Origin of the sequence: Pseudomonas sp. CP4 (assembly GCF_047758505.1) — a bacterium.
Classification (GTDB): domain Bacteria; phylum Pseudomonadota; class Gammaproteobacteria; order Pseudomonadales; family Pseudomonadaceae; genus Aquipseudomonas; species Aquipseudomonas fluorescens_AO.
In genome coordinates this window covers 4,173,666-4,193,044 of the sequence record NZ_CP180489.1, presented here as the reverse complement: position 1 = coordinate 4,193,044, position 19,379 = coordinate 4,173,666, and the positions used below count along the sequence as shown (strand labels likewise).

General features: G+C 60.2%; 15 protein-coding genes. 9 read left to right on the top strand and 6 right to left on the bottom strand.

The window, feature by feature from the left end:
* Window positions 1-79: 79 nt before the first annotated feature.
* Window positions 80-436, top strand: coding sequence for a hypothetical protein (locus ACMYUN_RS18810; protein WP_129999789.1), 357 nt, complete (start codon window positions 80-82; stop codon window positions 434-436).
* A gap of 70 nt (window positions 437-506) precedes the next feature.
* Window positions 507-1,001, top strand: coding sequence for a GreA/GreB family elongation factor (locus ACMYUN_RS18805; protein WP_415761379.1), 495 nt, complete (start codon window positions 507-509; stop codon window positions 999-1,001).
* On the opposite strand, the gene gdhA is transcribed toward ACMYUN_RS18805, so the two are convergent.
* Window positions 998-2,335 carry an NADP-specific glutamate dehydrogenase gene (gdhA, locus tag ACMYUN_RS18800; RefSeq protein ID WP_415761378.1) on the bottom strand — a complete coding sequence of 446 codons (1,338 nt, stop codon included), beginning with the start codon at window positions 2,333-2,335 and terminating at the stop codon, window positions 998-1,000. The genes ACMYUN_RS18805 and gdhA overlap by 4 nt on opposite strands.
* A 356-nt stretch (window positions 2,336-2,691) precedes the next feature.
* A complete protein-coding gene (gene ettA, locus ACMYUN_RS18795) occupies window positions 2,692-4,356 on the bottom strand; it encodes an energy-dependent translational throttle protein EttA (RefSeq protein WP_016773108.1) in 1,665 nt (554 codons plus the stop codon).
* Window positions 4,357-4,642: 286 nt separating this feature from the next.
* Between ettA and morA the strand changes: the two genes are divergently transcribed.
* From morA to ACMYUN_RS18765, 6 genes are all read left to right on the top strand, one after another.
* On the top strand, window positions 4,643-8,491 hold the full coding sequence (gene morA, locus ACMYUN_RS18790) for a cyclic di-GMP receptor MorA (protein WP_415761376.1): 3,849 nt from the start codon (window positions 4,643-4,645) through the stop codon (window positions 8,489-8,491).
* Window positions 8,492-8,653: 162 nt separating this feature from the next.
* Complete coding sequence (gene glyA, locus ACMYUN_RS18785; protein WP_415761375.1) at window positions 8,654-9,907, top strand: serine hydroxymethyltransferase; 1,254 nt, start codon at window positions 8,654-8,656, stop codon at window positions 9,905-9,907.
* Window positions 9,908-10,131: 224 nt separating this feature from the next.
* A complete protein-coding gene (locus tag ACMYUN_RS18780) occupies window positions 10,132-10,695 on the top strand; it encodes a hypothetical protein (protein WP_415761373.1) in 564 nt (187 codons plus the stop codon).
* Between the two features lie 238 nt (window positions 10,696-10,933).
* Window positions 10,934-12,247 (top strand): C4-dicarboxylate transporter DctA, encoded by a 1,314-nt coding sequence (locus ACMYUN_RS18775; RefSeq protein ID WP_310406968.1) that lies wholly within the window; start codon window positions 10,934-10,936, stop codon window positions 12,245-12,247.
* A 49-nt stretch (window positions 12,248-12,296) separates the two neighbouring features.
* Window positions 12,297-13,001: a FadR/GntR family transcriptional regulator gene (locus tag ACMYUN_RS18770; RefSeq protein ID WP_415761372.1), complete on the top strand. Its 705-nt coding sequence runs from the start codon at window positions 12,297-12,299 to the stop codon at window positions 12,999-13,001.
* Window positions 13,002-13,019: 18 nt separating this feature from the next.
* Window positions 13,020-13,724 (top strand): GntR family transcriptional regulator, encoded by a 705-nt coding sequence (locus ACMYUN_RS18765; protein ID WP_415761370.1) that lies wholly within the window; start codon window positions 13,020-13,022, stop codon window positions 13,722-13,724.
* A 123-nt stretch (window positions 13,725-13,847) separates the two neighbouring features.
* Here ACMYUN_RS18765 and yjiA read toward each other — a convergent pair whose 3' ends face one another.
* The 3 genes from yjiA to ACMYUN_RS18750 all read right to left on the bottom strand — a co-directional run bounded on the left by yjiA (window position 13,848) and on the right by ACMYUN_RS18750 (window position 17,251).
* Window positions 13,848-14,819, bottom strand: a complete 972-nt coding sequence (yjiA, locus tag ACMYUN_RS18760; protein WP_095181860.1) for a GTPase — start codon at window positions 14,817-14,819, stop codon at window positions 13,848-13,850.
* Window positions 14,820-14,971: 152 nt separating this feature from the next.
* Entirely contained in the window at window positions 14,972-15,169 is a 198-nt protein-coding gene (locus tag ACMYUN_RS18755; RefSeq protein ID WP_003228401.1) for a YbdD/YjiX family protein, read from the bottom strand.
* A 15-nt stretch (window positions 15,170-15,184) separates the two neighbouring features.
* The gene (locus tag ACMYUN_RS18750; protein WP_415761369.1) at window positions 15,185-17,251 is read right to left on the bottom strand and encodes a carbon starvation CstA family protein; all 2,067 of its coding nucleotides are present in this window, start codon (window positions 17,249-17,251) and stop codon (window positions 15,185-15,187) included.
* Between the two features lie 159 nt (window positions 17,252-17,410).
* On the opposite strand from ACMYUN_RS18750, the gene ACMYUN_RS18745 reads away from it, so the two are divergent.
* Window positions 17,411-17,779 (top strand): PilZ domain-containing protein, encoded by a 369-nt coding sequence (locus tag ACMYUN_RS18745; RefSeq protein WP_039761738.1) that lies wholly within the window; start codon window positions 17,411-17,413, stop codon window positions 17,777-17,779.
* Between the two features lie 185 nt (window positions 17,780-17,964).
* Here the strand turns inward: ACMYUN_RS18745 and radA are convergent, their stop codons facing one another.
* Window positions 17,965-19,332: a DNA repair protein RadA gene (radA, locus tag ACMYUN_RS18740; RefSeq protein ID WP_003228407.1), complete on the bottom strand. Its 1,368-nt coding sequence runs from the start codon at window positions 19,330-19,332 to the stop codon at window positions 17,965-17,967.
* Window positions 19,333-19,379 lie beyond the last annotated feature (47 nt).

Below are 19,379 nucleotides of genomic sequence, written 5' to 3'. Positions count from 1 at the left end.
TCACAGGCCTTCGACAGCCGCCTCATGAATCCCCTTCTAGACTTTCCTTATGAGCCGAGTATCGGCGCGGGAGAGTGCGATGTGGCGGTGCGTGGGGTTGTTGGGCGTTGTATTGGCGCTGGGCGGTTGCCAGACCACCCATGAAGACTTGATCGCCAAGGGTTATCCACCGGCCTTCGCCGACGGTTTCGATGACGGTTGCGTCAGCGGCCGGCAAGCGGCGGGCTCGATCAGCGGCGAGTTTCGCAAGAACGTGCCGCGCTATCTCAAGGACCAGCAATACGCCGACGGCTGGGTCGACGGCTTCCGCCAATGTCAGGCGATGCTCGAAAACAAGGATCGCGAACAGTATCGCAACGAGCATTGGGACGAGCGCGAGCGCGCCTGGCAGCAACAGAAGGACCAGGGCGCCGGGCGGGCTTATCGCTCGCAATAGGTCGCCTGCAGACATCCATTGAAACCAAATGCCGGTAATCATGGCCCAAATCCTTTAACAGGAGGACTTCATGAGTCGCGCATTCGTCAACGAAGACAACGCCGCCGCGCAGGCCGATCAGCCGGTCGAACGTCAGGTCAGCACGCAGCCCAACTACGTCACCCCGCAAGGTCTGGCGCAGTTGCAGGCGAAGGTTACCGAGTTGCAGAGCCTGCACGCCGAGCAAACGGCCAAAGGCGAGCAGGCTGACAAACAGCGCCTGGCCGATCTGCAACGGGATCTGCGTTATTTCACCCAACGTCTGAGCAGCGCCCAAGTCGCAGTCCCTGCGACCTCCACCGACAAGGTGCAGATCGGCAGTTGGGTAACCTTTGCCGATGAACACGACACTGAACACCGCGTGCAACTGGTCGGCGAGGATCAGGCCGACGCCAGTCAGGGCCTGATCAACTGGGCCTCACCGCTGGGCCGGGCCTTGCTCGGCGCCCGGCTCAACGATGAAGTGCTCTGGCAGCGGCCTGCCGGCGATCAACTGATCGAAGTGATCCGCATCGAATCGGCTTAAACCACGCCCTGCGCCAGCATCGCATCAGCGACTTTGACGAAGCCGGCGATGTTCGCGCCCTTGACGTAATTGACCTGACCGTTGTCTTCGCCGTAATGCACGCAGGCGTGGTGGATCGACTGCATGATCGCGTGCAGCTTGCTGTCGACCTCGCCCGCCGTCCACAGCAGGCGCATGGCGTTCTGCGACATTTCCAGACCACTCACGGCAACACCGCCCGCATTCGACGCCTTGCCCGGTGCGAACAGAATGCCGGCCTCGATAAAGATATCCACAGCCTCCAGCGTGGTCGGCATGTTCGCGCCTTCAGCCACGCAGACGCAGCCGTTGCGCAGCAGCGTGCGCGCGGCTTCGGCGTCGAGTTCGTTCTGTGTTGCGCAGGGCAATGCGATATCGCACGCCAACGACCACGGATGTTGGCCGGCGCGGAATTCCAGAGCATGGGCGCTCGCCAGTTCGCTGATGCGCCCGCGTTTTACGTTCTTCAGCTCCAGCAGCGCCAGCCACTGTTCTTCGCTCAAACCGGCTTCGCAATACAGCGTGCCTTCGGAGTCGGACAGCGAGATCACTTTGCCGCCCAGATCCATGACCTTGCGCGCCGCATATTGCGCAACGTTGCCAGAACCGGAAATCGCCACACGCTTGCCTTCGACGGTCTGCCCACGGCGCTTGAGCATTTCTTCGGCGAAGTACACGCAGCCGAAACCGGTCGCTTCCGGGCGAATCAGGCTGCCGCCGTAGGTCATGCCCTTGCCGGTTAGGACGCTGGTGAACTGGTTGCTCAGGCGCTTGTACTGGCCAAAGAGGAAACCGATCTCCCGCGCACCGACGCCGATGTCACCGGCCGGCACGTCGACGTCGGCGCCAATGTGGCGGTACAGCTCGCTCATGAACGCCTGGCAGAAACGCATGACTTCGGCGTCGCTCTTGCCCTTGGGATCGAAATCCGAACCGCCCTTGCCGCCGCCCATGGGCAGCGAGGTCAGCGAGTTCTTGAAGGTCTGCTCGAAGGCGAGGAATTTCAGCACGCCGAGATTCACCGACGGATGAAAACGCAAGCCGCCCTTGTACGGACCGATGGCGCTGTTCATCTGGATACGGAAGCCGCGATTGACCTGGACCTTGCCCTGATCGTCGACCCACGACACCCGAAACACCAGCGCACGCTCCGGCTCGCAGATGCGCTCGAGAATCCCCGAAGTCAGGTAATGCGGATTGGCTTCAAGAAATGGCCACAGACTGCGCAGGACTTCTTCGACAGCCTGGTGGAATTCGGGCTGGTCGGGGTCGCGTTTCTTCAGGCGCGCAAGGAAGGATTCGACGGATTCGATCATGGGCAAAGTCTCGGCAAATTTATTGTCGTTGGAGGAGATTGGGCCGGACTGTAACAAACGAATTACGCACAGGAACAGAGCAAAATGTCGCAGTTATGAAATTAAATGGTGCACAGGATATAAATCAGGTCGGTTTTTTGACCAGTTTTGCACCTGAATGGTGAGATCGGATTCAGATTACGCACCAGCAGTTACATCGCCATCGCTGGCAAGCCAGCTCCCACAGTTTTAGCGGCGTCACACAATCCCTGTGGGAGCTGGCTTGCCAGCGATGAATCCACCTCGGTCCCGCTAAAAAAACCGGGGCAAAAAAAACGGAGCCCGAAGGCTCCGCTCTTTCTGTAACCAACCCGACATCAGGCCAGTTTCTTGTGACGTACCCGGTGAGGCTGGGCCGCTGCTTCGCCGAGGCGCTTTTTGCGGTCAGCTTCGTACTCGGTGTAGTTGCCTTCGAAGAACACCGCTTGCGAGTCGTCTTCGTACGCCAGGATGTGCGTGGCGACACGGTCAAGGAACCACCGATCGTGGGAGATCACAATGGCGGCGCCCGGGAAGTCCAGCAGGGCTTCTTCCAGCGAACGCAGGGTTTCCACGTCGAGGTCGTTGGACGGTTCGTCGAGCAGCAGGACGTTGCCGCCCTCCTTCAGGGTCAGCGCCAGGTGCAGACGACCGCGCTCACCGCCGGACAGATCCTTGACGAACTTCTGCTGGTCGCCGCCCTTGAAGTTGAAGCGACCGACGTAGGTGCGCGACGGGATCTCGTAGTTGCCGATGCGGATCTGGTCGGAACCGTCAGAAATCTGCTGGAACACGGTCTTGCTGCCGTCGAGGTCTTCGCGGCTCTGGTCGACGCAGGCCAGCTGCACGGTTTCACCGATTTCGATGCTGCCCGAATCCGGTGTTTCCTTGCCCATCAGCATGCGGAACAGCGTCGATTTACCGGCACCGTTACCGCCGATCACGCCGACGATGGCGCCCTTCGGCATGGAGAACGACAGGTTGTCGATCAGCACGCGATCGCCGTAGCCCTTGGTGACGTTCTTGAACTCGATGACCTTGTCGCCCAGGCGTGGACCGGCCGGGATGTAGATCTCGTTGGTTTCGCTGCGCTTCTGGAATTCCTGCGATTGCATTTCTTCGAAGCGTTGCAGACGTGCCTTGGATTTCGACTGGCGGGCCTTGGCGCCTTTGCGCACCCATTCCAGTTCTTCTTTCATGGCTTTTTCATGAGCCGACTGCTGCTTGGATTCCTGGGCCAGACGATCGGACTTGGCTTCGAGCCAGCCCGAATAATTGCCCTCGTAAGGAATGCCCGCGCCGCGGTCGAGTTCCAGAATCCAGCCGGCGACGTTGTCAAGGAAGTAGCGGTCGTGCGTGATCGCAACCACGGTGCCCGGGAAATCGTGGAGGAAATGCTCCAGCCACGCCACCGAATCGGCGTCCAGGTGGTTGGTCGGTTCGTCGAGCAGCAGCATGTCCGGAGCGGACAGCAGCAGACGGCACAGGGCGACACGGCGCTTTTCACCACCGGACAGGTGTTCTACTTTCGCGTCCCAAGCCGGCAGACGCAGCGCGTCGGCGGCGACTTCCAGTTGGCGCTCGAGGTTATGGCCGTCGCTGGCCTGCAGGATCGCTTCGAGCTTGGCCTGTTCAGCGGCGAGCTTATCGAAGTCGGCGTCCGGGTCAGCGTAGGCTGCGTAGACTTCGTCCAGACGCGCTTGTGCATCCTTGATCACGCTGACCGCTTCCTCGACCACTTCACGCACGGTCTTGGCAGGATCGAGTTGCGGCTCTTGCGGCAGGTAACCGATGTTCAAATCTGGCATCGGACGTGCTTCACCTTCGAACTCGGTATCGACGCCGGCCATGATTTTCAGCAGCGTGGATTTACCCGAACCGTTGAGGCCGAGCACGCCGATCTTGGCGCCGGGGAAGAAGGACAGCGAAATGTTTTTGAGAATTTCCCGCTTCGGCGGAACAACTTTGCCCAGCCGATGCATGGTGAAGACGTATTGAGCCATGGAGAACCTTGGGTCAGTGACAGATGAATGATTGGAGCGCAGGCGATGCCTGGCCAGACTGTGCGCGTCGTTCACTTGATCACGATCAATGCGTGCGCGCTGGAAAAAGTCTGATTGTAGGGGCTGGAACGCCCCCGTCTAACCGGCAAAGCTACCTGAATGACCGATGGCAGTCCAGCCGAGAGGGGCTGGCACTTAGCCACGAGTCAAGGCATGCTAGCCGCCCTTCGGGCGTCCGGCTTATAGTGCACGTCGCGCCAGTCCAGCCAAATCGCAGGATCACAGCTTGACCAATGTCACTCCGCCAGCCTCTGTGAGCAGCACCCCACCGGCGCCCGGCTCGCCCCTGCGCGGAACATTAAAGGGTGCGCTGGCCACCCTCGTGCTGTTATTGCTCGCGTTGCTGTTCTGGCAACTGCTCGATCAATTGCGCGAAACCCAGAAGAATCAGCGTCAGTACACCATCGATTACACCGCCGACCTTGCCGCCCAGGTCAGCCTGAACATGGCGCTGAACGCGCAAATCGCCCTCAACCTGCTACCGATCGTCGAACAACCGCAAACCGCCGACGAACAGCAGATGCTCCTGCGCAAGTTGCAACGCTCGCTGCCCGACCTGCGCAGCATGGCCCTGCTCTCGCCCTCCGGCCGGATCATCAGCGACAGCGCCACTGACAGCTCCGACGCCGATTACCTGTCCGAACTGGTGCGCCGCAGCCGCGCCCAGGCGCACTACTTCAGCAATGCCGATGACGGCTCGGTGGTGCATCTGCTGCTGCATCAGGCCAGCGGCAGCAGTCGTGGTTACTGGGCGTTGCGCTTGACGCCGACCTTCTTCGATTCGCTGACCAAACAGGACGCCACCGCCCTGCGCCCGCTGTGGCTGGTGGAAAACCGCCTCAACCACCAGATCATCAGCCGCGAGGCCGGGCTGCCGTCAAACAAGGCTGGCGGGTTAACGCCCGACGATGTCGCCAACACCGTGCTGACCGTGCCGCTGAGCAGTAGCGACTGGCAACTGCGCGGGCTGTTCGACCGCCAGCGCGTACTGGAAGAATTGCTGCCGGCATTCATCGGCAAGTGTTTGCTCGGCCTGGCGTTCTCGATGTTGCCGGTGATCGCGCTGCTGAACATGCGTCGGCGCCAGCGCCAAGTGCATGAAGGTCGGCGGCGCTATCAGGATATTTTCGAAGGCACCGGCGTGGCCTTGTGCGTACTCGACCTTTCCGGCCTCAAGCAGATGTTTGACAAGGCGCAGATCCAGACCAGCGACCAGCTCAAGGCCTGGCTCGACCAGCCGCAGCAGCGCCAGCAGTTGCTTGCGGAAATGCGCGTCACCGAGGTCAATCAAGTCGCCCTGCAACTGCTCGATGTGCACTCCTGCGACGATGCCTGGCAGCTGCTGATCGACGGCCAGCGCCATCCGCAGTGCGCGATCGGTCAGCAGATTCTCGACGCCGTCCTGCAGCAGCAGAAGCAGCTGGAACTGGAAATCAAACTGCCCAACAGCAACGGTCGCGACCAGCACTTGTGGATGGTCCTGCGCCTGCCGAGCGAGCAGCACGACTATAAAGCCGTAATCCTCAGCATCAATGACATCACCAGCCGCAAGCTGATCGAGCTGTCGCTGCTGGAGCGTGAAGGTTTCTGGTCGGACGTGGTGCGCACCGTTCCGGATCATCTGTATGTGCAGGACGTGATCAGCCAGCGGATGATTTTCAGCAACCACCACCTCGGCCAGACCCTGGGCTACAACCGCACCGAACTGCATCAGATGGGCGAGTACTTCTGGGAAATCCTCCTGCACCCGGAAGACGCCGACTATTACCATCGTTCGCGGCAGTTGCAGCGCCACGCCGGTTACAGCCAGTTGTTGCAATGCCAGTTGCGCTTCCGCCATCGCGACGGCAAGTGGCGGCGCTTCGACATCCGTGAACAGGCGCTGGCGCGGGACAAGCACGATCAGGTCACGCGGATCATCGGTGTGGCCAAGGACATCACCGAACAGATCGAGGCCAGCGAATCGCTGCGTGACAGCGAGCAGCGCTACCGCATGCTCGCCGAAAGCATCAGCGACGTGATTTTCTCCACTGACAGCAAGCTCTCGCTGAACTATGTCAGCCCCTCGGTGCAAGCCGTGCTCGGTTACAACGCCGAGTGGATTTTCCAGAACGGCTGGCAATCGACCATCGCCAACCCCGGGCAATTGAACGGCATCTACGCGCTGATGGACCGCGTCAGCAAAGCGCTGGACAAGCCCGAGCAACTGGCATTGTTGCGCAATCAGGTGCAAACGCAGTTGTTCCTCTTCGATTGCCTGCGCGCCGACGGCCGCAAGATTCCGATCGAGCTGCGCCTGGTGCTGGTGTGGGACGAACACGGCGCGTTCGAAGGCGTGCTCGGCGTCGGCCGCGATATCAGTCAACAGCGCCGTGCCGAAAAAGATTTGCGCATGGCCGCCACGGTATTCGAGCACTCGACTTCGGCAATCCTGATCACCGACCCGGCCGGCTACATCGTCCAGGCCAACGAAGCCTTCAGTCGGGTCAGCGGCTACAGCGTCTTCGAAGTCCTCGACCAGTTGCCAAACATGCTCACCGTCGACGAGCAGCAGGATGCCCACCTGCGCTATGTGCTCAAGCAGTTGCACGAGCACAGCACCTGGGAAGGCGAGGTGTGGATGAAGCGCCGCAACGGCGAGCATTACCCGGCGTGGGTCGGCATCACTGCCGTACTCGACGACGAGGGCGATCTGGCCAGTTACGTGTGCTTCTTCAGCGACATCAGCGAGCGCAAGGCCAGCGAGCAGCGCATCCACCGCCTCGCCTATTACGACGCTCTCACCCACCTGCCGAACCGCACGCTGTTCCAGGATCGGCTGCATACCGCGCTGCAAGCGGCCGAACGGCAGAAGTCGTGGGTGGTGCTGATGTTCCTCGACCTCGACCGTTTCAAACCGATCAACGATTCCTTGGGCCACGCCGCCGGCGACCGCATGCTCAAGGATATGGCCACGCGCCTGCTGGCCTGCGTCGATGACGACGACACCGTGGCGCGCATGGGCGGCGACGAATTCACCTTGCTGCTGCAGCATCGCTCCAACCGCGAACTGGCGCTGAACCGGGCGATTCATGTCGCCGAGCAGATTCTCGCCAGCTTGGTGCGGCCGTTCGTGCTCGAGGGTCGTGAGTTCTTCGTCACCGCCAGTATCGGCATCGCGTTGAGCCCGCAGGACGGCAACGAACTCAGCCAGTTGATGAAGAACGCCGACACGGCGATGTACCACGCCAAGGAACGCGGCAAGAACAACTTCCAGTTCTATCAGGCCGACATGAACGCCAGTGCGCTGGAGCGTCTGGAGCTGGAAAGCGATTTGCGCCATGCGCTGGAGCAGAACGAATTCGTCCTGTATTACCAACCGCAGTTCAGCGGCGACGGCAAACGTCTGACCGGCGCCGAAGCACTGCTGCGCTGGCGCCATCCCCGTCGCGGACTGGTACCGCCGGGGGATTTCATTCCGGTGCTGGAAGAGCTCGGCCTGGTGGTGGATGTTGGCGACTGGGTCATCAGCGAGGCCTGTCGACAGCTGAAAACCTGGCACCAGCAACGGGTGCGGGTGCCGAAGGTGTCGGTGAACATCTCCGCACGGCAGTTTTCCGATGGCCAGTTGGGCACCCGAATCGCGACGATCTTGCGCGAAACCGGCCTGCCCCCGGCGTGTCTGGAACTGGAGCTGACCGAAAGTATCCTGATGCGCGAAGTCAGCGAGGCAATGCAGATTCTCGCCGGATTGAAAAACCTCGGCCTGAGTATCGCGGTCGACGACTTCGGCACCGGTTATTCATCGCTGAACTACCTCAAACAATTCCCGATCGACGTGCTGAAGATCGACCGCACCTTCGTCGATGGCCTGCCGTCCGGCGAACAGGACGCGCAGATCGCCCGCGCGATTATCGCCATGGCCCACAGCCTGAATCTGGCGGTGATCGCCGAGGGCGTGGAAACCCACGAGCAACTGGACTTCCTGCGTGAGCACGGTTGCGATGAAGTGCAGGGATATCTGTTCGGCCGGCCGATGCCGGCGGGACGGTTCGAGGCGCAGTTCAGCAATGATGCGCTTTTCATGTTCGACTGACCTGAGCCGCTTCGGGCGGCTCAGGTCAGTCGAACATGAAGAGGAGCTGCAGCTTGCAGCTTGAAGCCCGCTTATCCACAACCTGACTGTGTTTCATAGCCCTTCTAAAAGCGGTTGAGTTAGAATGCCCCCCTTTTCTGCCCCCGATCCTTGAGGACCGCCATGTTCAGCCGTGATTTGACTATTGCCAAGTACGACGCCGACCTTTTTGCCGCCATGGAGCAAGAAGCTCAGCGTCAGGAAGAACACATTGAGCTGATCGCTTCGGAAAACTACACCAGCCCAGCGGTGATGGAAGCTCAAGGCTCGGTCCTGACCAACAAGTACGCCGAAGGCTATCCGGGCAAGCGCTACTACGGTGGTTGCGAGTACGTTGACGTGGTTGAACAACTGGCCATCGACCGCGCCAAGGAACTGTTCGGCGCCGATTACGCCAACGTTCAGCCGCACGCCGGTTCGCAAGCCAACGCTGCGGTGTACCTGGCGCTGCTGTCGGCTGGCGACACCATTCTGGGCATGAGCCTGGCCCACGGCGGTCACCTGACCCACGGCGCCAGTGTTTCCTCCTCGGGCAAGCTGTACAACGCCATCCAGTACGGCATCGACGCCAACGGCCTGATCGACTACGACGAAGTCGAGCGCCTGGCGGTCGAGCACAAGCCGAAAATGATCGTTGCCGGTTTCTCGGCCTACTCGCAGATCCTCGACTTCCCGCGCTTCCGCGAAATTGCCGACAAGGTCGGCGCTTACCTGTTCGTCGACATGGCTCACGTCGCCGGTCTGGTTGCCGCGGGCGTCTACCCGAACCCGGTGCCGTTCGCCGACGTCGTGACCACCACCACCCACAAGACCCTGCGCGGTCCACGTGGCGGTCTGATCCTGGCCAAAGCGAACGCCGAGATCGAGAAGAAGCTCAATTCCGCAGTATTCCCGGGCGCCCAGGGTGGCCCGCTGGAGCACGTGATCGCGGCCAAGGCGATCTGCTTCAAGGAAGCGCTGCAGCCTGAATTCAAGGCTTACCAGCAACAAGTGGTGAAGAACGCCAAGGCCATGGCCGAAGTGTTCATCGCGCGCGGTTTTGACGTGGTTTCGGGCGGTACTGAAAACCACCTGTTCCTGCTGTCGCTGATCAAGCAGGACATCTCCGGTAAAGACGCCGACGCCGCATTGGGCAAAGCGTTCATCACCGTGAACAAGAACTCCGTGCCTAACGATCCACGCTCGCCGTTCGTGACTTCCGGCCTGCGCTTCGGTACTCCGGCTGTAACCACCCGTGGCTTCAAAGAGGCCGAGTGCAAAGAGCTGGCCGGCTGGATCTGCGACATCCTGGCTGACCTGAACAACGAAGCGGTAATCGACGCCGTTCGTGAGAAAGTCAAAACCATCTGCAAGAAACTGCCAGTGTACGGTGCTTGATAAGCCCCGTTAACCTGCATAAAAGAACCGGCCAACATTGGCCGGTTTTTTTATGGCCAGTCATCAGATAACTCAATACCACCCGAAGAAAACTGCAATCTGCTAATCCCGTCCCGCAGGGCTTTTCATCCCTTTTTTCAAACCAAACTCTTGCAACACAGATGCAAACCGCCACAAATGAAAACCGCTTAGTCTGAAACCCGACTTGATAAAAGGGTTTCGTCATGACGAGCAATATCGAAAAATCTTTCATTGCAACATTGAGAATGTTCGACCACAGAGTCGGCTTTCTTGAACACCTGTACGGCAAACCGGCGATGGCTACCATCAGTCTGTTCAGCGGCGGTTTTTATACCGGACGTCCGCAAATACGGGATCAATCCCACTTGCTCGGCATCCGGATCAACGAGCAGAGCGGCAGGATAAAGCCGTTGAAGCTGCACTTCGGTCATACCCCTGACGGCTATATCCTCACCGTAAAAAACCAGGGGCCCTATTTCAATCAGGTGATCAGCAATCACTGGCTGGACACTGTCGAGGCCGTTAAGCCAGACACTGACAGCCCGAGCAAGTTTGTCCTCCTCGACCGTTATGGCACCGCTATTACCCGGGACAACTTACAGGCCGAACACACACCCGTTTGTTTGAAACTGGAAAGCCACGACTACTTGGGCGGCATAAAAATCAGAAGTTTGCCGTACGTCTATCTGGGCAAAACCGAAGAGCGCTCGAAAATCACCTTCATCCTGAGCGTTGTCGAAAGACATGTACCTGACATCAAAAGGTGAGCCACTTCCCATCCGGCAACAGACAGCCTTACCGTTTTTCGCAAATGCTCAAGACCGGGCCTTTCCGGCAACTGGTAAGACCGGTCATGCCAATTGTCTAAATTTCTCCTTGCGAACCTGGAAAACCTGCGCCTAGACTGCGCCTGCACTGGACATACCGGTAAGACCACAATAATTAAGTCCTGAATCCGCTGCGCCACGCGTACGGCAGCCAGGACACCGACCCAGGATTCCTCCCATGCTCAGATGGTGCTCGCGTTCAATTTTCCTCCAAGTGGTTCTCGGACTGATGCTCGGCATCGTCTGCGGGCTGACCCTTCCGGAATACTCGGCCCAGCTCAAACCGCTTGGCGATGGCTTCATCAAATTGATCAAGATGCTGATCGGCCTGATCGTGTTCTGCGTGGTCGTCAGCGGTATCAGCGGCGCGGGCGATCTGAAGAAGGTCGGGCGCATCGGCCTCAAGTCGGTGATCTACTTTGAAGTGCTGACCACCATCGCTCTGGTGATCGGTCTGGTGTTCGCCTTCAGCACCGGCATTGGCAGCGGTGCGAACATTCATCTGGAGCAGCTCTCCAGCGCAGACATGGGCGACCTCGCCGAGCGCGGCCAGCACATGCACACCACCACGCAGTTTCTGATGGATCTGATCCCGACCTCGGTGATCGGCGCCTTCGCCGACAACAACATTCTGCAGGTACTGCTGTTCTCGGTGCTGTTCGGCAGTGCACTGAATCTGGTGGGCGAAGCCGCTTCCGGGATTTCGCGGCTGATCAACGAACTGAGCCATGTGATCTTCCGCATCATGGGCATGATCGTGCGGCTGGCGCCGATCGGCGTGTTCGGCGCCATCGCCTTCACCACCAGCAAATACGGCCTCGATTCGCTGCAGCACCTGGGTAGTCTGGTCGGCTTGTTCTACCTGACCTGCGTTGCTTTTGTCAGTGTGATTCTCGGCCTGGTCATGCGCGCGTCCGGTCTGCGCATGTGGCCGCTGCTCAAATACCTGCGTGAAGAACTGCTGATTGTCATGGGCACCGCCTCCTCCGACGCTGTGCTGCCACAGATCATGCGCAAGCTCGAACACCTCGGCATCGGCAGCTCGACCGTCGGCCTGGTGATCCCGACCGGGTACTCGTTCAACCTCGACGGTTTCTCGATCTACCTGACCCTGGCCATCGTGTTCATCGCCAATGCCACCGGCACACCGCTGGCGATGACCGATCTGCTGACGATTCTGCTGGTGTCGCTGATTACCTCCAAAGGTGCCCATGGCATTCCCGGTTCGGCGCTGGTGATCCTCGCGGCGACACTGACGGCGATCCCGGCGATTCCCGTAGTCGGTCTGGTGCTGGTATTGGCCGTGGACTGGTTCATGGGCATCGGCCGCGCGCTGACCAATCTGATCGGCAACTGCGTCGCCACCGTGGCCATCGCCCGCTGGGAAAAGGACATCGACGTACAACGCGCGAACAAGGTGCTCAACGGCGAGCAGGGCTATAACTTTCAACCGCGAAAAACCGTCGCTCAGGCGGCGGCCAAAGAATTTTGAATGAGTGCCGTGCCTGCCAATGCGCAGGCACGGCCCAGGGAGCCAGTACGTGATTACAACTTCAACCGTCGTCAACTCAGTGGTGGAAAAACTCCGCGCCGCGTTGGCCCGAGGGCAGTGGCGCTCCGGCGACATGCTGCCGGGCCAGCGCGAACTGGCCGAGCAACTGGGCATCAGCCGGCCGAGCCTGCGCGAAGCGGTGATCGTCCTCGAAACCCTCGGTCTGGTGCGTTCCATGCCGGGCAAAGGCGTGGTCGTACTCGACGCGCAACTCAGCGACACTCAGAGCCACGACAGCGCGGTGGCCGGCGCCAGTCTCGAAGATGTGCTGCAACTGCGCTACACCCTCGAGCCGTTCATCGTTGGCCTGGTCGCGCAATCGATCAGCAGCAAGGAAGTCGGACAGTTGCGCCTGACCCTGATGGACATGCGCGAAGCCCTCGAGGCCGGTGACAGTGAAGCCGGGGTCAGCGCCTACATCGCCTTCCACGAAGAACTCTTCACCCTGACCTCGAACCCGATTTTCCAGAGCGTGGTGCAGCAGACCAGCAATGCCCTCAAGCAAAGTGCCGAAGTGTTGCGCAATTCCCCGGAGCATCTGGCCGAACGCCTGGAAGAAAACGAAGCTGTGGTCCGCGCGATCCGCAGCAAGAACAGCGCCCAGGCCAGCGCCGAAATGCGCCGGCACATTCTGCGCGAAGGCCAGCGCATGGGCGTTGAGCTGAACATCCCGGACGACAACCTGCCCACCTGATTTGCCAGGAGAACGGCCATGAACAGTTTCGCTTCAGCCTCCCACGCGCAATCGACCGCCCTGCCCGTCTCTCGCCTGGGCACGCCGACGGAAGATCTGTATCCGCGACTGTTCGAAGCGATTCTCGAGCAGCGTATCGATGAAGACAGCCGGTTTACCGAGCACAGTCTGCAAGCGATGTTCGGCGCCGGCCGCGCCGATGTACGACGGGTGCTGACGCAGTTGTCCCACGAGCAGATCGTGGTATTGCGCGCCAATCATCGTCCGCGAGTGGCCGCACATGATCGGGAGTTGATCCGGCAGACCTTGCATGCGCGACGGCTGGCCGAGAACACCTTGGTGCGGTTAGCGTGTCAGCGTCCGCAGCCAGACGATTTGAAATACTTGCGCACGTTGGTAGAGCGCGAGAAGCGCGCCGTCGAGCAGGATCGGCGCGGGGCGGCGATTCGCTTGTCGGGAGAGTTTCATCTAAGGTTGGCGCGGATGGCGGGAAATCTGCCGCTGGCGCATTTTCTGCGCAGCCTGGTGCCGTTGACGTCGCTGGCGATTGCGCGAAGTCAGTGTTCGACGCGGGGCTGTTGCGCATGGCAGGAGCATTTGGCGTTGGTTGAGGTTGTGGAGCGAGGTGATGTTTCCAAGGCCGGGATGCTGATGAATCGGCATCTGGATCATCTTGAGCTGACACTGCTGGGCACAACCTTTCAACATTGTGTTGTGAGTTAAATCGCCATCGCGGGCAAGCCCGCTCCCACAGGGTTATTTGTCGCTCACAGATTGTGGGTACACCAATAAACCTGTGGGAGCGGGCTTGCCCGCGATGGCGTCAGTGCTGACACCGAAAAATCATCAGTCAGAAGCTACCCTGGCAAACCCCGCCCGAATCTTCTCTTCCGGCAAATCATCGGCAATAAACACGATTACACTCTCGCGCGTCTCGCCCTCGGCCCATTCGGTGTCCCAGTCGAAACCATAGAGTTTCAGCACGCCCTGAAACACCAGCCGCCGGTCTTCGCCGGCAATGTTCAGCACGCCTTTGTAACGCAGCAATTGCTTGCCGTGCTCTTCCAGCAGTTCGTTCATGAATTCGCTGAGTTGATCGATATCCAGCGCCTGATCGGTGCGCAGCACCAGACTGGAGATGCGATCGATCGACGGCGCCTTGCTCACCGGACGCAGGCTCAAACCGCCGCCCAGATCAGCATTGAGGTTGAAACCACGCACATCCAACAGTTCGGCCAGATCGATGTTGCCATGCTCGACCACGCGGATCGGCGCGCGGCGGTTGATTCGGGTGAGGCGTTCGCTCAGCGCGGTAAACGTCGGCTCATCGACCAGATCAGTCTTGCTCACCAGCAAGCGATCAGCGAAACCGATTTGCGCCTGGGCGATGGTCTGAGTCAGGTGCACATCGGCGTGGGCAGCGTCGACCAGGGTGATAATGCCGTCGAGCAAGTAACGCTCGCGCAGCTCTTCGTCGATGAAAAACGTCTGCGCCACCGGCGCGGGATCGGCCAGACCGGTGCACTCGATCACCAGACGGTCGAAGGCAATCTCGCCGCTATCCAGGCGCTCGAGCAGCAAGTACAGCGCCTTGGTCAAGTCGGTGTGAATGGTGCAACAGACGCAGCCGTTGGCCAGAGTCATGACTTGCACCGGCTCGTCACCCAGCAATTGGGTGTCGATGCCGGCGTCGCTGAATTCGTTCTCGATCACGGCGATTTTCAGACCGTGCTCGGCTTTCAATAGATGACGCAGCAAAGTGGTCTTGCCGGCGCCGAGGAAACCGCTGAGTACCGTTACCGGAATGGGAGAAGACAAAACCCGATCTCCTGAAAAGAACACAAAAACAAATGTGGGAGCGAGCCTGCTCGCGAAAGCGGTGTGCCAGTCAAATCATTCATCAACTGACACTCCGTATTCGCGAGCAGGCTCGCTCCCACAGGGGATTACCTCAACCTGATGCTGTCAGCTCAACAGCACTTCGGCCCACCCTTGCCACCGTAACGGGCCTCCTGACGTTCGCGAAAGAACATCTCGTAGCTCATCACCGGTTTGTCCGGGTGTTTGGTTTGCATATGCTCGACGTAGGTGTCGTAGTCGGGCATGCCGACCATCAGGCGCGCGGCCTGACCGAGGTATTTACCGAGGCGACTCAGGTCATTGAACATGCTGCAATCCTCTGGTTACGCATCCGGCAGGGCCTGGAATGGCGATTCTTTATCCGTACGCTCTTTTTTGCCCCAGGCGGCGATGCCGACCTTGAGCGCATAGAACAGGATGCTGAACACCACGAACAGGAACAGCGCGGTGAGTGTGGCGTTGGTGTAGGCGTTGAAGATCACGTGCTGCATCTGCTCAACGCTTTTTGCCGGTGCCAGCACCTGACCGTTGGCCAGCGCATCGCTGTACTTCTTGGCCAGGGACAGGAAGCCGATCGCCGGGTTGGCATCGAACAGCTTGATGAAGCCAGCCGTGGTGGTGCAGATCAACAGCCAGGTGGCCGGCAACAGCGTGACCCAGATATAGCGCTGACGCTTCATCTTGATCAGAACCACGGTGCCGAGCATCAGCGCGATACCGGCGAGCATCTGGTTGGAGATACCGAACAACGGCCACAGGGTGTTGATGCCGCCCAGTGGATCGATCACGCCCTGATACAGCAACCAGCCCCACATCGCCACACAACCGGCGGTGGCGATCAGGTTGGCACCCCACGACTCAGTACGTTTCAGCGCCGGTACGAAGGAGCCGAGCAGATCCTGCAGCATGAAGCGCCCGGCACGGGTACCGGCGTCGACAGCGGTGAGGATGAACAGCGCTTCGAACAGGATCGCGAAGTGGTACCAGAACGCCATGGTGTTTTCACCCGGCAGGACACTGTGCAGGATCTGCGCAATACCGACCGCCAGCGTCGGCGCACCACCGGCGCGAGCCAGGATGGTGGTTTCGCCGATGTCATGGGCAACCGCTTGCAGCGCTTCCGGCGTAATCGCAAAGCCCCAGCTCGTGACAACCTGCGCCACCGAAGCGACGTCACTGCCGACGACTGCGGCCGGGCTGTTCATGGCGAAGTACACGCCTGGCTCGATCACCGAAGCGGCAACCATGGCCATGATCGCCACGAACGATTCTATCAGCATGCCGCCGTAACCGATGTAGCGGGCGTTGGTTTCGTTATCCAAAAGCTTCGGCGTGGTGCCCGACGAGATCAGTGCGTGGAAACCCGATACCGCGCCGCAGGCGATGGTGATGAACAGGAACGGGAACAGACCACCCTTCCACACCGGGCCGGTGCCGTCGACGAACTGGGTCAACGCCGGCATTTTCAGCTCCGGCATGGTGATCAGGATGCCGATCGCCAGGGCGACGATAGTGCCGATCTTGAGGAAGGTCGACAGGTAGTCACGCGGTGCCAGGATCAGCCACACCGGCAGCGAAGCGGCGACAAAGCCGTAACCGACCAGCATCCAGGTAATCTGCACACCGGTGAAGGTGAAGGCTTTGGCCCATACCGGATCGGCAGCGATCTGCCCGCCCAGCCAGATCGAACCGAGCAGCAGCAACACACCGACCACGGAGATTTCGCCGATGCGACCCGGGCGGATGTAGCGCATGTAGATGCCCATGAACATCGCGATCGGGATGGTCGCCATCACGGTGAAGATGCCCCACGGGCTCTCAGCGAGGGCCTTGACCACGATCAGCGCCAGCACCGCGAGGATGATGATCATGATCAGGAAGCAGCCGAACAGTGCGATGGTCCCGGGAATCCGGCCCATCTCTTCACGCACCATATCGCCCAGGGAACGGCCGTTGCGTCGGGTCGACATGAACAGGACCATGAAGTCCTGCACCGCGCCCGCCAGCACCACACCGGCAATCAGCCAGAGTGTGCCGGGCAGATACCCCATCTGCGCCGCCAGCACCGGACCGACCAGCGGCCCCGCGCCAGCGATGGCCGCGAAGTGGTGACCGAAAAGAATGTGTTTGTTGGTCGGCACATAGTCCAGACCATCGTTGTTGAGCACGGCGGGGGTGGCCCGACGCGGATCCAGTTGCATCACGTTGTTGGCGATGAACAGACTGTAGTAACGGTACGCAACCAGATAAATGGCCACGGCAGCGACCACAATCCACAAGGCGTTGATCGCCTCGCCGCGGCGCAATGCCACTACGCCCAAGGCGCACGCTCCTACGATTGCCAGCACGAGCCAGGGTAAGTGGCGCAGCAGGCTATTATTATTTTTCATTTTATTATTCCAGCCAGGGTGGACAAGAAAGACAGCCACCCCGAGTTTAGCGCTTACGGCGCCAAAGGCCATACCCCGACATAGGTCTAGACGCTTGAGCGATTGGCTGGCGCCCGCATTCGCGGTCTATAGTCAGCGAACCTTCATGAGGATTGCGCCATGAGCGAGCACCCCGCCAATCGACGTCGTTTCAAACGTATTGCGTTCGATGCCCGAACCGAGCTGAAACAGGGCGAGTACATCTGGCCGGTCAAACTGATCGACCTGTCGCTCAAGGGCCTGCTGATCGAGCGACCGGAGCCGTGGCTCGGGGATAAAGACCAGGACTTCTTCGTCGACATTCATCTGAGCGAAGACGTCGATATCGAGATGGACGTGCATCTGGCCCATGAGGAAAACGGCCACTTGGGGTTCATCTGCCGGCACATCAGCCTGGAATCGATCCAGCGCCTGCGCCGCTTGATCGAGTTGAATCTGGCGGATGAGGCCGAGCTGGAGCGCGAACTGGGTGCGCTGATCGAGATCTAGGGCCCCCCAGTCCCAATTTGGAATGCCCTGTGGTGAGGGGGATCTATGTGGTGAGGGGACTTATGTGGCGAGGGGATTTATGTGGCGAGGGGATTTATCCCCGTTGGGGCGCGCAGCGGCCCTGAAAAGCGGGTCTGCTGCGCAGCCCAACGGGGATAACCCCCCTCACCACAGAGGTTCGGCGTTCACTCAAACAGTGCGTCGAGGGCCTGTTCGAGACGGGTCACGGCAATGATCTGCAACCCCGCCGGCGCTTCCTTCGGTGCGTTGCCCTTGGGCACAATCGCGCGTTTGAAGCCGTGCTTGGCCGCCTCTTTCAGCCGCTCCTGCCCGCTCGGCACCGGGCGCACTTCGCCGGACAGGCCGACTTCGCCGAACACCAACAGATCATGCGGTAACGGCCGGTTGCGCAAACTCGACATCACCGCCGCCATCAACGCCAGGTCCGACGCCGTCTCCAGCACCTTCACGCCACCGACCACGTTGAGGAACACGTCCTGATCGTGGGTCGGGATCCCACCATGACGGTGCAACACCGCGAGCAACATCGCCAATCGGTTCTGATCCAGACCCAACGTCACCCGACGCGGGTTGGCCAGATGGCTGTCATCGACCAGCGCCTGCACTTCCACCAACATCGGCCGGGTGCCTTCCCACGTCGCCATGACCACACTGCCCGGGACTTCTTCCTGAGCACGGGTAAGAAAAATCGCCGATGGGTTGGAGACTTCTTTCAGGCCCTTGTCGGTCATGCCGAACACGCCCAACTCGTTGACCGCGCCGAAACGGTTTTTCACCGCCCGCAGCAGACGCAGACGACCATCGGATTCACCTTCGAAATACAGCACCGTGTCGACCATGTGTTCCAGAACACGCGGACCGGCCAGCGCACCTTCTTTAGTGACGTGGCCGACGAGGAAGATCGCCGTGCCGCTCTGTTTGGCGTAACGCACCAGCAACGCCGCGCTCTCGCGCACCTGGGATACGCCGCCCGGCGCCGATTGCAGTTGTTCGGTGAAGATGGTCTGGATCGAGTCGATCACCATCACCTTGGGCTTTTCCTGGCGGGCGGTGGCGATGATGGTTTCGATGCAGGTTTCGGTCATCACCCGCAGTTGATCCTGCGGCAGGCCGAGACGGCGAGCGCGCATCGCCACCTGCTGCTGGGATTCCTCACCAGTGACGTACAGCGCCGGCATGCTTTTGGCCAGATTGCACAGGGTCTGGAGCAGGATTGTCGACTTGCCGATCCCCGGATCACCGCCGATCAGCACCACCGAGCCATCGACCAGCCCGCCGCCGAGCACGCGGTCGAGCTCACCGGACGCGGTGGAAAAACGTGGAATCTCTTCGATGCTGACTTCGGCGAGCGTCTTGATCTGTGCCTGCTGGCCAGCCCAACCGGTGCGCCCGGTGGGAGCTGTGGCGCCGCCGCTTTCGATCATGGTTTCGGTCAGGGTGTTCCAGGCACCGCACTCACCGCACTGCCCGGCCCACTTGGGAAAGGTTGCGCCGCACTCGGTGCAGCCGTACATGCGCTTGGCCTTGGCCATCAGAACCCCCGGAACAAAAGACGCGATGATAACGCAGCCATAGCCGA

What these genes read in the sequence shown, in the direction of transcription:
- ACMYUN_RS18810 (WP_129999789.1), top strand. Translation starts at nt 80, where the DNA reads ATGTGGCGGTGCGTGGGGTTGTTGGGCGTTGTATTGGCGCTGGGCGGT.
- ACMYUN_RS18805 (WP_415761379.1), top strand. Translation starts at nt 507, where the DNA reads ATGAGTCGCGCATTCGTCAACGAAGACAACGCCGCCGCGCAGGCCGAT.
- gdhA (WP_415761378.1), bottom strand. Translation starts at nt 2,335, where the DNA reads ATGATCGAATCCGTCGAATCCTTCCTTGCGCGCCTGAAGAAACGCGAC.
- ettA (WP_016773108.1), bottom strand. Translation starts at nt 4,356, where the DNA reads ATGGCTCAATACGTCTTCACCATGCATCGGCTGGGCAAAGTTGTTCCG.
- glyA (WP_415761375.1), top strand. Translation starts at nt 8,654, where the DNA reads ATGTTCAGCCGTGATTTGACTATTGCCAAGTACGACGCCGACCTTTTT.
- ACMYUN_RS18780 (WP_415761373.1), top strand. Translation starts at nt 10,132, where the DNA reads ATGACGAGCAATATCGAAAAATCTTTCATTGCAACATTGAGAATGTTC.
- ACMYUN_RS18775 (WP_310406968.1), top strand. Translation starts at nt 10,934, where the DNA reads ATGCTCAGATGGTGCTCGCGTTCAATTTTCCTCCAAGTGGTTCTCGGA.
- ACMYUN_RS18765 (WP_415761370.1), top strand. Translation starts at nt 13,020, where the DNA reads ATGAACAGTTTCGCTTCAGCCTCCCACGCGCAATCGACCGCCCTGCCC.
- ACMYUN_RS18755 (WP_003228401.1), bottom strand. Translation starts at nt 15,169, where the DNA reads ATGTTCAATGACCTGAGTCGCCTCGGTAAATACCTCGGTCAGGCCGCG.
- ACMYUN_RS18750 (WP_415761369.1), bottom strand. Translation starts at nt 17,251, where the DNA reads ATGAAAAATAATAATAGCCTGCTGCGCCACTTACCCTGGCTCGTGCTG.
- ACMYUN_RS18745 (WP_039761738.1), top strand. Translation starts at nt 17,411, where the DNA reads ATGAGCGAGCACCCCGCCAATCGACGTCGTTTCAAACGTATTGCGTTC.
- radA (WP_003228407.1), bottom strand. Translation starts at nt 19,332, where the DNA reads ATGGCCAAGGCCAAGCGCATGTACGGCTGCACCGAGTGCGGCGCAACC.